This window comes from Prevotella brunnea (genome assembly GCF_008016795.1).
Taxonomy (GTDB): Bacteria; Bacteroidota; Bacteroidia; order Bacteroidales; family Bacteroidaceae; genus Prevotella; species Prevotella brunnea.
Genome location: NZ_SDIK01000011.1, coordinates 1 through 12,480 on the forward strand (window position 1 = coordinate 1; position 12,480 = coordinate 12,480).

The window sequence follows — 12,480 nt, forward strand, 5'->3', positions numbered from 1 at the left end:
AGGGCAGAAGATAAAAAAAAATTGAACGGTTCGTTTCTTTACCCATCCACCGACCAATAAAAAAAATATCGGCGGCGGACGCTTCTTCTTGTACTACTTCTCTGTCTATGTAAATCTTTTCAAAGAACGATTTTGATGCCATCGCTTTTTTATTGCGAAAGCGTTTGCAAAGGTATAACAAAAAATCATACGCTCCAAATGTTTTCGTGATTATTTTTGAGAAAAGTGGCATTTTCAGGTTTATTAACAATTTTACTGCGATGAAACGGCGAAACCCTGTCGGATGGCGAGCGGCAGCATATCTCCATAGCCCATGCGTTTCTGAAAGATGCTCCTGTCATTCTCTTGGACGAAGCTACCGTCAGTCTCGATGCCGAGAACGAGACGAAGATTCAGACGAGCATTTCCGAACTGGTACACAACAAGACCGCCATCATCATTGCCCACCGTATGCGCACCATGCAAAAAGCCGACCACATCGTAGTACTCGGTGGCGGAATCGTCATCGAGCAGGGTACGCCTGACGAACTCATGGCACAGGGCGGTGAGTTCTCACGAATGGTTAGACTGTAACAGGAAACAAAGTCATGAGATAAAGAAAAAAAGGGCTGCAAATTCCATTTAGATTTGCAGCCCTCTTCATTATTGGTTCTATTTTTACGAAATAGATAATTCTTGAAGCATCTTGCCCAATTGCGAATAGGTATGGTCTCTATTTTTATCTTCGCACGAAATGTTGGCATTTGTTATCGCCTTTTGCAAAGAACCACCTTTTTTCTTGAATATCTTGTGCAGTCCTTGCCTGAAAAACTTCTGTTCTTTCTTATATCCACTAATTTTTGCCAAATCCCTGAAAACTTCGTCAGAAGTAAGATATTCCTTTGTCGTATATTTGAAATAGTAAAGGAAAAACAGTTCCGTACATCTTTCCGTTTCAAAGAATTTCACCTCACAGTTTATGCCATCGTTTTCTTTTACAATGGGCTTTTCGTATTTCTTCTTCAGTTTCAGATAGTCGGCTTTTTCCTTTCCGCCTTTTTTATTGTCCATATCTATCATACAGAATATTTTGGAATAGCCTTTAGCTATGCCGTCCTCTATTCTTCTTTCCAATTCTGTAAGATTACTATGTTTGGGAGTTCTTGGCTCAATGTTTTTCAACTGTGCAGGAAAATCGTCCCTTAATGAGTTCATGTAAAAACTCTCGGTTAGTCCCTCACCCAATATCATGACTGCTTCTACTAACTTCCCCATAACTTTTCAATCCAAGTCAATAAAATATGAACCTAATTCGGGCTTTGCACCTAATCTGCCAATCTTATATGAGTTATATAGGGATAGATTTTTGTGCAATCCGAACGAATCGCCTCGTGAATATTCTGAGGAAGCCGTATCATGATTCTTTTCCACAAACCAAACCAGTTCGCGGTGTTCGTTAAGCAGTTCTTCTGAAAGCAGGGAAATCTCCTGACTGGTGAACACCAACTGTGAGTTTTTCGAATTATAAATAAAAACATTCAGGAAATAAACCAGCAGGTCATAGTGCAAATCCTCGTCTAATTCATCAAGAAGATACAAGTGGCAGCTCGTTATCAAATCGTATAGGAAATGCAAGATTTGAAGATATTGCATCGTACCTTTCGACTGAAGTCGCCAAGGTATGTAAAAAGAGCCATCAGCCGATTGGTTGATAAACAAAATATCCTCTCTATCCGTCTCAAGCATTCTTTTCTTAGCTTTTTCCGTCAATTCGTCATCTTCCATAATCATCTGACGTAATTTGGGAGAAATTTTCTTAGGAGTTTTCACCACCTGAAAATCCGATATATTCAAATCTGCTTTCTTTAACATCAGACGATAGAAACTACTCAGTTTTTCATTTTTACAGATTTCTCTAATCTCCTCAACGAAATTGATATTTCCGTCTCCGTTAATTTCATGTACATGGTGTTCTATCCATGAAAATAATTTGGCAATGGGCTGTATGTCTTCCTTAAAAGCAACTTTTCTGTAAGTTGATAGAACAGAATGATTGTTAAGTGTATTCTCTTTAAGTGTTTCTTGTGTTTTCGTCTTCAATTCCAAACTTGTACCAAACTTGATGTCTGCCTGTATGCCTTTATCCTTGAATGTACGTTCATAAAATAAAGCTTTGGATTTGTTAGGGTAATAATACAATTCTTCTTTAACGATATAGTCAGGGAAATATTCCACATCATAATCGTACCGGATAGTTTCTGCATAAAAGGATACATGCATCTTGGTTGGGTTCTCCTTGGTCAGTTCAAAAGGTGCACCAGCCATGACTTTGTCCGCAATGTCAGTATGAGAATTGTATAACAAATCAAAGATATTTTGAATGGCAAATAGCATGTTCGACTTTCCCGAGGCATTTGCTCCGTAAAGAATACCTAACTTGTTAAGGAAAACGCCTTCTGAAATCTCGAAACTGAGAAATTCGTCTTGGTTTTTTGAGACAAAACTCAACTCCTGCCTATCTCGGATAGACAGATAATTTTCAACCCAAAAATCTCTTATCATAGCGCAAATTTTATGTTATTTTGCTAAAATCGTAATTTTACTACAAAAATAAGATATTTTTCTGAAATAAACAAGTAAACTTAATAAAAACAAAATAAAATAGATTCACTCATACTTCATCACTCCAAATGTCGGATGACCCTTATCCTTACAGACAGAATGACAAGCGTTCTTTGTTAGGCAGAAAACAGCGACTTGAAGTGGCTCGCTCGTTTCCCAATCGTTACCAACCTGTTACACTAATAATGAAACTTCTTTATTTTCAATTAGATAAATTTTAGCCATTATCTTGGAAAGTGAAAGCTAAGCTTTGGGTGGATGAATGAAGAAAATTTAGGACATTACTGGTTAAGCCCGTGAAAGATTCAAGAATATTGTATCTTTCAGATAGTCAATAAAATAAGAATAAATAAAGGGTAAATGGGTTACGATTTGGAAACGAGCGAGTTTCTTTCCATTTCTTTATCCTGCAATGCCTCAAAGAGCACTTAAATTGATAATGCAAAGATAATATTTTCTGATGAAAACAGTGTATTTTTAGAGAAATAAATTGTAGATACACCTTAAAATATTCACATCTAATTCTATTGGCACTTATTTATTCAAGTTTTAGTGTTGTTATTATGCTATCAAAAAGGCTCATAATCAATTATTTTACACTGTAAAGTAAGATAAAGAGAGAAAAATGAAACTTTTTCGGGAAAAATCATCAGAAAAATTTGACGGATTGAAATAATTTGCATAATATTGCACTTACAAAAACAGAACAAACGTTCTGTTTTTAATTTAGCAAGTATGAAATAATGGAAAAACAGATAGATAAAGAAAGCATAAGCAAAAGGGACATTATCCTTAATGAATCGTTCAGGCTGTTTCTGAAAAAAGGTTATGCAGCAGTATCATTTTCGGATTTAGTGGAAGCTACCGGCATTTCTCGTGGCAATATGTTTCATCACTTCAAGAATAAGGAGGATATATTCAATCATGCCGTTGATAGGTTTGTATTTGAATTCTTGACAAATGATGCTACAGACTTTCTTGAACTTACAAGCTCGACACCATTAAAGGACTTCATTGATAATCGTGTAGAAAACATCGGTCGCCGTATGAAATCATTTTTTATAATGACAAAAGGCACAGTCACTCCTGCCAATTTCATGTCATTTATCTTGTATCTGAAAGACAACTATCTGGATTGGAAAGAGAAGTTTCAAGAATACGAGAAAAGAAAGAGCCTTGAGTGGAAAGAGGTGATAGAGCTTGCCAAACAGAAAGGAGAGATTACTCAAACTGTGGAAACAGAAAAGATTATATCTTCCATTAGAAATATATATCTTGGATTGTCATACAGAAGTGCATTGAGCAGCCAACTTTCTATTTCCGAATTGAAAGAGCAAATATACACAATATACTATTTAATAACCAAATAATATTCCTATGGAAAAAGTAGCATATATCAATAGTGTATCGGCATATCTTCCTAATTCTCCCATCGCCAATGAGGATATGGAAGATTATATCGGAAAAATTGGTGGAAATCCGTCAAGGGTTCGTTCCATTGTCCTTAGACAAAATGGCATCAAAACGAGATATTACGGGTTGGACAAAAACCAAAGCCTAACACACTCGAATGCAGAATTGGCAAAAGAAGCCGTATGTGGACTGTTTGAAAATGGAAGTATTCCTGACGACTTGACCCTTTTGGCTTGTGGGACAAGCACACCCGATCAATTGCTTCCTTCCCATGCGTCTATGGTTCATGGAGAATTAGCCAACTATCCTATGGAAATATTTTCCTCTGCAGGTGTATGCCTTACCTCATTGCAGGCATTGAAAATATGCTATAGCAATATTCTTGCAGGACTGCATCAAAAAGCTGTATGCGTGGCATCAGAATTAACTTCACCTGCATTGGTATCCAAATTTTATGACCCGGAGTATGAAGCTACACACGACAATCCTGACAAAGACCCTTATATGGCTTTTGAAAAGGATTTTATGCGGTTCATGCTTTCTGATGGTGCAGGAGCGGTATTGGTACAAGATTACCCCGAAGGAGCGTGTCCTCTAAAAATTGAATGGGTCGATATGACTTCCTATGCCAACGAACTACCTACCTGTATGTTTATGGCATCGGAGTTGCAGGAGGACGGGCGGCTCAAAAGCTGGAAAGAGTTCTCTCCTAATGAGATTAAGGAGCGTGCCGTACTTGTCGGCAAACAGGACATTCGGCAGCTAAAGAAATACATCATCAAGTTTTGGGTAGACCATATCGAAACCGTACTTGCCAAACATCATGTAAAAGCGGAAGAGATAGATTATGTCATACCTCATGTTTCCTCGATGTTTTTCTATGAGAAGTTAAATGACGAAATTGCTGCTCGTAACATTGCTCTGACAAAAGAGAAGTGGTTTACAAACCTTACTTCTGTAGGCAACATCGGTTCAGCTGCCATTTATGTGGCACTGGAAGAACTCATAAGGACAAAAGAAATTAAACGTGGACAAAAGATACTTCTTCTTGTCCCTGAGAGTGGCAGGTTCTCTTATGGAACGGTATTGCTTACTGCTGACTAAGTAGAAACCAACTTATTGCTCTCTTGCAAGGATGTAATAAGGTTTTGTATGAGAAGTATTAGTAAGTAAATCAAAAAACGCAATCAAAGATTTAAAACACAAACTTAGTCGTTTGGAAGCTGTAAAATTCATTACAGCGCAGCAATTCTCTTCCGTAATGATTGGCGGTAAACTGTGTGAAATAAGAGCGTTATGAATGCTGACGTTATAGCATTAAACTAAAAATACTACAAATATGAAAAAAATAGATGATTTCAAGTTGGCAAATGAAATGCTGGAAAAAGTCTTAGGCGGATATGTTTCATCAACTCCTGAAAGGCTTTTTACATTCCAAGGTGAATATGCGGCAGTACAAGCAAATAATGTACACCACAATACCTCCCATGCTTGTGGCTGTGGATGCGGCTGTGCAGGAGGAGCAGGAAACGGTAGTGGTGCTGGCCGATAAATATTATTTATGGCATATGATGAAAAGGAATATTCTTTCTCATCATATGCCTTGTTACTTCTATATGATAATTTCCAAATTTAAGAGAAATAGTGAATATGATGTTGTTGGATAATCCTCATTTCTTAATTATAAAAGATAATGAACATTTTATCTTTTATAATACTATAAGACATTATGCCTGTAGAATAAGCGAGTTAGATTTGGTTCTATTTGATTTGTTTTACAAATACAAAGACCTATCGATTATTTTGTCTCAGTTGGATACAAAATACCATCAATATGTTAAGAGTGTTTATTCAGCCGTCATTGACAATAACGTTCTATCCGACACTCCTGTAATGACTTGCGACACTATAGGTAAAGTGTATCCTCTATCCTATTATCTACATCTAACTTATAAATGTAATTTAAATTGCACATATTGCTATAATAAAAGTATACGGTCTGAATTTGTTGAGATGCCTAAAACAAAATGGGATATAATTCTTGACAAGGTTCTTTTATATGCAAAAAGCATCATAATAACAGGAGGTGAACCATCTCTAACACCTTTGTTACCATATATCATTACACAAATAAGAAACAAAAAAAAGGATATTCATATTGAGCTGATATCCAATTGTATGACAGATTTCTCTGCTTATGAATATGCAGATGAAGTTTTTGGTAATATAGATCGTGCGATTTTTAGTTGTGATAATCTATCTGATGTAGGGCAAACACGTATTAACTTCAACCCTTCTTTATTTAGGAAGAATATTGATTTTCTGAAAAAGAAGTATAAAGAATTGCCTATAACCATAACCAGTGTATTCTCAAAATGTAATCTATCAGAAATCAATAATATTAAAGAGTATTGTAGCTGTCAATCTGTCAATTTTAGGAATGTACTCATTGTACCAAATGGAGTATCCGAACTATCACTTTTGCCTACATTGGAAGAATATTGCTCTACCTTATCATCATATACCCGGCCGTTAGATAGTCTACGTCTTTATTGTGGGGCGGGAATTGGAGTTTTAAGTGTAGACCCATTAGGAAATGTGTACCCATGCCAAAGTCTCCATTATAAAGAGTATAGGATGGGAAATTTACTCGCAGATAGTATAGAGGATATCATACACACACAAATACATAAAGATATTGCAAAAAACTTTTCTATAGATAATATACCGACCTGTAAAGATTGCAAAGTTAAATACATTTGTAGCGGGGGATGTAGGGCGGCAACTTTAAATATTGAAGGGAAAACAACTGATTTTCCAAAAACACTATGTCCATACTATAAAGAGAAAGCAATCAACATGTTAAAATCCATTCCAAAACAATAAAGCAATGAAGATAAAATTGATATTTTTCGTACTGTTATTTCATCTTTTTGGCAATGTTATACAAGCAAAAGAAAGAAATAACCTAATCATCCACGTCAAGGATTCTCATAGTGGTGAGCCTCTTGCTTACGTACAAATTGAGATACAAAGTATTCATGACTCTCTTGTATGCTTTTCGGATACAGTAGGTATATGTCAAGTAAAATTATTGGATGGAGAATACGATATTCGGTTTAATTTATTGGGATACAGCAAACTGCAAAAACACATAAATCTCACCGAAAGTAAGTCATTAGATATATTATTGTCAGTAAAGACAATGGAATTAGAAGGGGCAACTGTGGTTGCTCGAAAAAAGTTGATAAAGATGTCTGATAAAGGTATTATTTATGACATTTCTAAGGATACTAATATCCGAGCATTAAATTTATTGGATGCAATTAATCATGTACCATTGGTAAATGTTACTCCAAATGGAAATATAACAGTAAAAGGCAGTTCGGCTTATTCAATTTATCTGAACGGAAAGCCTTATCGTATGGCACAATATGATCCGCAAACAGTATTAAGGTCTTTTCCCGTATCTACCATTGAAAAGATTGAGGTTATTACTCGTTTAGATGGGCGATATGACGGTGATACAGGAGATGCTATTATCAACATTATCACGTCGAAACATCACTTTGATAACTGGTCACTTACATTGAATGGCAATTCTAATACTCTTCCTAAAGCGGGTGCAGGAATGAGTTTGGTTGGCACGCAGAAAAAGATTGATTACTTGTTAGGATATAATTTCGGTTATGACGGACAAAGAAACCAACCCGTAGAGTCATCAGGCATCTATTCTACTGCAAATGCTTATCAAGAAAATACAGCAAGTGGTATATCTGACGGTAAATGGAAAACGCATACATTGAGAGCAATGGTTGTATTTAATATAGACAGTCTGAACAGTCTATATGTTGACGGTCATGCACTGATAAAGCAAACTGATATGAGCACTGATTGGAATCAGCGGTATAAAGTTCAGAGTTGGGCAAAGCCACTTAACACAACTTTTCTTTCTAAGCACAATAATACAGCCGGAACATTTGAATCTAATGTTCTTTATAGAAATATGTTCCGAAAAGATAAAAGTAAAGAGCGTTGGATGGCAGGCTATCGCTATACTTATAATCCTGATATTAGATATTTTAATCAAACATCTGTTGACAATACAAACATTGAGCAAAAGAGCAGAAACAAAACGCATGGCGGTTTAAATGAACACAGCCTTATGGCAAGTGTTACTCTAATAGATAATGATACACAATATTTGCAGATAGGAGGAAAGCAGATATTTAGAAAGGGAGCAATAGACACGGAATTGCTTACCCTTAATCAAAATAATGAATGGGTGTCGGAAACCGATGAAAGTTTTGCACAGGACCAAATCCGTTATCACCAAGATGTCTCATCGGCTTTTGCCTCATACGCTATCAGTGTCAAGGACTTTACCTTTGACACATCGCTTCGGTGGGAATATACTCATATGAAAATGTTGTTTCCTAAGATGACAGAAGCAGATTTCTCAAAAACTTTTGGAAATATAACTCCATATATCGGTGTGTCTTATCAAAAGGGAAATTCCTCTTTATCACTTTCTTATAAAGGTGGAATGATGCGCCCAGACATTCTTATGCTTAATCCTTTTAAAACATACTCTTCTCAGTATAAAGCGGAAATGGGTAATCCTGAATTGGAAAGTTCTTATATCAATACTATTGATGCTTCGTATATGGTTTATTCTAATACGATGTTCTTTTCTTGTGGTTTCACATTCAAGCATCAGAACCGACCAATTGTATTGTATCCAAGCTATTCAGAAAAATTGCATCAGTATATGAATCAATATATGAATATAAGTTCATTGAATGATTATAGGGTGAATTTCTATGGTAATTACAAACCTATCATACCTTTATCTTTAACCTTAACGGGTGATTTTGGATTATATAGAATGAAGGACTATACTGGAGGTTATGATAACGGAAAATCGTATAATCTCACTTTTATGTGCGACTTTTCATTGAAGCATCAATGGACATTAAGTCTGCAATATGGTAACTATCTGAATATGCACCCTATTTGGGGTAAGACACACAGCTTTAATATATATTCATGCAGTGTCAGCAAGTCTTTCTTGAAGAATGCTTTAAATGTAAGAGTAATAATGAACTCTCCATTTAGCAAGTTTACTAAAATCAGAGAGCAAAGCATATTGCCTTCATATTCTGGTTCACAAACAAATTTTATGCGAGCAAGAGCCTTCGGCATAGATATTACCTACACTCTGCAAAAAGGATCGCATAAAGAGATCAAGCGCGACAGAACACTAAAGAATGATGACCAAAATACAGGAGTAGAATGAAGAAACTCTTTTTCAATATCAAACAGCGCGATGCTATGGATTGTGGTCCGTCATGCCTCGCTATGATAGCGAGGTATTACGGATTGCGACCAGAACGTGATGGCTTACGTCGTTCTTGCTCTTTGGGCAAGGATGGTGTTTCTTTGCTTGGTATCAGTAAGGCAGCAGAAACTATCGGTTTCAAGACTGTTGGAGGTCGAGTAAGTTTTGATACACTTGCATTTGAAGTTCCTTTGCCCTGCATTGTTCATTGGAATCAGAATCACTTTGTTGTTGTATATAAAATAAAAAAGCACAAGAAAGGAAAATATACCGTATATGTTGCCGACCCGAGTAAAGGACTTGTTACCTATACTAAAGAGGAGTTCTGCGAGCATTGGGTAAGCACCAAGACCAACGGCGAGGAGAAAGGCATAGCCCTACTCCTTGAACCAACGGAGCAATTCTGCGCTCAAAAGGATGCGAAAATCGTTCCCACTCAAAACCGCTTGAAATTCCTTTGGGGGTATCTCAAAAAATACAAGCGTTTCTTTACGCAACTCATTCTCGGTCTGTTGCTTGGCTCGCTCCTGCAACTTGTATTTCCATTCCTCACACAAGCTATAGTAGATACGGGTATAGGAGGAAAGGATATAGGCTTTGTATGGTTGGTGCTCTTGGCAGAGATGATGCTACTTTTCAGCCGTACTGCCATCGACTTTATCCGCTCCAAAATACTCCTTCACATCTCCACACGTATTAATATCTCGCTCATATCGGATTTCTTCATCAAGCTGATGAAACTACCGATGAAGTTCTTCGACACCAAACTGATGGGCGACCTCTTGCAACGCATTGAAGACCATCGACGTGTGGAGCAGTTCCTCACCTCAAGCAGTCTGAGCCTGCTATTCTCGTTCTTCACCTTCCTTGTCTTCGGTGTCGTCCTTGCAGTCTATAATCTCGGCATCTTCTTTGTCTTCCTCATGGGAACATCGCTTTACGCAGGCTGGATTATACTCTTCCTCAAAAAGCGCAGACAACTTGACTATAAGTATTTCGAGCAGGCAGGACGCAACCGCAACGTCAGCTACCAACTCATAAGCGGTATGCAGGAAATCAAGCTGCAGGGATGTGAGCAGCGCAAACGATGGGAATGGGAGGATGTGCAAGCCGACCTTTTCAAGGTCAATCTGCAATCACTCAATCTTCAGCAAGTACAACAGTCAGGAAGCATCACTATCAACGAGGTAAAGAATATCTTGATTACCGTTCTTGCTGCCACAGCCGTGATACATGGAAACATGACGCTCGGTATGATGCTGGCAGTACAGTATATTATCGGACAGCTCAACAGCCCTGTGGAACAACTTATTCAATTTATCTACTCATGGCAGGACGTGAGCATCAGCCTTGATCGCATGAACGAAATACATACCGAGACCAATGAGGAGAATGCCGAACGGACACATACCACCTATACGGACGAAACTACAGGAGGACATTCCCTCATGATAAAAGACCTTTCCTTTAAATACGACATCTACAGTCCGAAAAATATTCTGTCGAATATCAATCTTTCTATTCCCAACGGTAAGGTAACGGCAATCGTTGGGGCAAGCGGAAGCGGAAAGACCACACTCGTAAAACTCCTTTTGGGATTCTATGAGCCACTGAATGGAAGTATAGAAATGGGCAATGCCAATCTGAATGAATACAATCTTGGTTGGTGGAGAAGCCAATGCGGTGCGGTCATGCAGGAGGGCTATCTGTTCTCCGATACCATTGCGAGGAATATTGCCATACCAGACGATGAGCCAGACATCGAACGCATCCGCCATGCTGCCCGTGTGGCAAACATCGCAGACTACATCGAAGCCCTGCCTTTGGCTTACAACACGATGATAGGACAGGACGGACAGGGCATCAGTCAGGGACAACGACAACGCATTTTGATAGCAAGGGTAGTTTATAAGAATCCAATGTTTGTCTTTCTGGATGAAGCGACCAATGCACTCGATGCCAACAATGAACGAGCCATTACAGAAAACCTCTCGGAGTTCTACAAGGGAAAAACAGTTGTAGTAGTGGCACACCGCCTTTCCACTGTTCGCGATGCCGACCAAATTGTAGTTTTGGATGAAGGTAAAATTGTAGAGGTAGGTACACATGAGGAACTGACTGCTAAACGTGGTAAATATTTTGCCTTAGTAAAGAATCAATTAGAATTGGGTAACTGATATGGAAGACCAGGAAAAGAAACAGGAACGGAGTTTTGAACTTCGCAGCGAGAAAGTACGCAGCATCGTGGGGCAGATACCCTCATCTCTCGTTCGTTATGGTATTACTGCCATAGGAGCTGTTTTGCTTTGTCTGTTAGCCGTAGCCTATTTCCTGCCCTATAAGCAGGTGTATTCGGGAACGGCTACCGTACACGGAGCAACAACCGCAACACCGGCGGACAGTACGGATATAACCATCTTATTGAAGTTTGAGAACAAACGCCCAGACAAAGTGAATGGACAAATAATTTGTCTGCAATCTCCATATAGAACGTTTGTAGGACAGATACAAGACCTTTCTTCCGTCCGTGACACATTGGAGCGCCAGGAAGCACTATGCCGTTTCAAGTCAGCCGACATAAAAACTGTAGAAAACCAAACGGTGGATTTCCAGATAACTCGAACATCGGGTAATCTGCTGCAAAAAATGCTTGGGGGAATATAATCTCATCGCACATTCTTTATCTCTCCCGAAAGTCAATGGTTAAACTCACCGTCTTCTCTTGTAGGGCGATGAGTTCTTTTGTCAGATGGATAAGTTCCTGCAACAGGGTTTGTGTCGTTGTTTCCCTCTCGGTGATGTGGAGAAAGCGCACCACCTGATTGTAGGGGAACGTAAAGAAATATGACAGTGCTTCGGTATGATTTTCTTTCTGTTCGTGCGGAGCTTAGCTTTTGCTTTCCAAAAGGTAAGCTTTTGCAATGCAAAAGGTCATGAATCGGAGTGCAAAAGCCCAGCTTTTAAATTACGGTTAATATTATCCTGATTATCAATTGGTTATAAAATGTATATTGATGTTTGTTTTTTGTCATGTTATTTCGTGGCGATGCGGAATGTCGTGAGGAACAAAAACAAGGCGCAGCACTTGTAGCGGATACAAATGCTGCGCCCCTGAACAGATCAGG

9 protein-coding genes and 2 pseudogenes are annotated in these 12,480 nt (G+C 38.2%); 8 read left to right on the forward strand and 3 right to left on the reverse strand.

Going from position 1 to position 12,480, the window contains the following annotated elements:
• Nucleotides 1-264: 264 nt before the first annotated feature.
• Nucleotides 265-573, forward strand: a pseudogene (locus ETF27_RS01515) (ATP-binding cassette domain-containing protein); the annotation flags it as partial.
• Nucleotides 574-657: 84 nt separating this feature from the next.
• On the opposite strand, the gene ETF27_RS01520 reads toward ETF27_RS01515, so the two are convergent.
• Nucleotides 658-1,254, reverse strand: a complete 597-nt coding sequence (locus ETF27_RS01520) for an RloB domain-containing protein (RefSeq protein ID WP_147785373.1) — start codon at nucleotides 1,252-1,254, stop codon at nucleotides 658-660.
• Between the two features lie 6 nt (nucleotides 1,255-1,260).
• A complete protein-coding gene (locus ETF27_RS01525; protein WP_130829800.1) occupies nucleotides 1,261-2,541 on the reverse strand; it encodes an AAA family ATPase in 1,281 nt (426 codons plus the stop codon).
• A gap of 803 nt (nucleotides 2,542-3,344) precedes the next feature.
• Here ETF27_RS01525 and ETF27_RS01530 point away from each other — a divergent pair.
• From ETF27_RS01530 to ETF27_RS01560, 7 genes are all read left to right on the forward strand, one after another.
• Nucleotides 3,345-3,971 carry a TetR/AcrR family transcriptional regulator gene (locus ETF27_RS01530; protein ID WP_147785374.1) on the forward strand — a complete coding sequence of 209 codons (627 nt, stop codon included), beginning with the start codon at nucleotides 3,345-3,347 and terminating at the stop codon, nucleotides 3,969-3,971.
• Nucleotides 3,972-3,978: 7 nt separating this feature from the next.
• A complete protein-coding gene (locus ETF27_RS01535) occupies nucleotides 3,979-5,118 on the forward strand; it encodes a StlD/DarB family beta-ketosynthase (RefSeq protein ID WP_147785375.1) in 1,140 nt (379 codons plus the stop codon).
• A gap of 235 nt (nucleotides 5,119-5,353) precedes the next feature.
• Complete coding sequence (locus ETF27_RS01540) at nucleotides 5,354-5,566, forward strand: hypothetical protein (RefSeq protein ID WP_130829803.1); 213 nt, start codon at nucleotides 5,354-5,356, stop codon at nucleotides 5,564-5,566.
• Nucleotides 5,567-5,907: 341 nt separating this feature from the next.
• Nucleotides 5,908-6,900, forward strand: coding sequence for a radical SAM/SPASM domain-containing protein (locus ETF27_RS01545; protein WP_231728336.1), 993 nt, complete (start codon nucleotides 5,908-5,910; stop codon nucleotides 6,898-6,900).
• A gap of 4 nt (nucleotides 6,901-6,904) precedes the next feature.
• A complete protein-coding gene (locus tag ETF27_RS01550; RefSeq protein ID WP_025877781.1) occupies nucleotides 6,905-9,313 on the forward strand; it encodes an outer membrane beta-barrel protein in 2,409 nt (802 codons plus the stop codon).
• Nucleotides 9,310-11,532, forward strand: a complete 2,223-nt coding sequence (locus ETF27_RS01555; protein ID WP_036891723.1) for a peptidase domain-containing ABC transporter — start codon at nucleotides 9,310-9,312, stop codon at nucleotides 11,530-11,532. Before ETF27_RS01550 ends, ETF27_RS01555 begins: the two co-directional genes overlap by 4 nt.
• A 1-nt stretch (nucleotide 11,533) precedes the next feature.
• Nucleotides 11,534-12,019, forward strand: a complete 486-nt coding sequence (locus tag ETF27_RS01560; RefSeq protein ID WP_147785376.1) for a hypothetical protein — start codon at nucleotides 11,534-11,536, stop codon at nucleotides 12,017-12,019.
• A 16-nt stretch (nucleotides 12,020-12,035) separates the two neighbouring features.
• Here the strand turns inward: ETF27_RS01560 and ETF27_RS11140 are convergent.
• Nucleotides 12,036-12,182: pseudogene (locus ETF27_RS11140) on the reverse strand (plasmid mobilization protein); the annotation flags it as partial.
• Nucleotides 12,183-12,480 lie beyond the last annotated feature (298 nt).

Excerpts from the sequence above, each read along its gene's own strand:
- ETF27_RS01520 (WP_147785373.1), bottom strand. The coding sequence starts at position 1,254 with ATGGGGAAGTTAGTAGAAGCAGTCATGATATTGGGTGAGGGACTAACC.
- ETF27_RS01525 (WP_130829800.1), bottom strand. The coding sequence starts at position 2,541 with ATGATAAGAGATTTTTGGGTTGAAAATTATCTGTCTATCCGAGATAGG.
- ETF27_RS01530 (WP_147785374.1), top strand. The coding sequence starts at position 3,345 with ATGGAAAAACAGATAGATAAAGAAAGCATAAGCAAAAGGGACATTATC.
- ETF27_RS01535 (WP_147785375.1), top strand. The coding sequence starts at position 3,979 with ATGGAAAAAGTAGCATATATCAATAGTGTATCGGCATATCTTCCTAAT.
- ETF27_RS01540 (WP_130829803.1), top strand. The coding sequence starts at position 5,354 with ATGAAAAAAATAGATGATTTCAAGTTGGCAAATGAAATGCTGGAAAAA.
- ETF27_RS01545 (WP_231728336.1), top strand. The coding sequence starts at position 5,908 with ATGACTTGCGACACTATAGGTAAAGTGTATCCTCTATCCTATTATCTA.
- ETF27_RS01550 (WP_025877781.1), top strand. The coding sequence starts at position 6,905 with ATGAAGATAAAATTGATATTTTTCGTACTGTTATTTCATCTTTTTGGC.
- ETF27_RS01555 (WP_036891723.1), top strand. The coding sequence starts at position 9,310 with ATGAAGAAACTCTTTTTCAATATCAAACAGCGCGATGCTATGGATTGT.
- ETF27_RS01560 (WP_147785376.1), top strand. The coding sequence starts at position 11,534 with ATGGAAGACCAGGAAAAGAAACAGGAACGGAGTTTTGAACTTCGCAGC.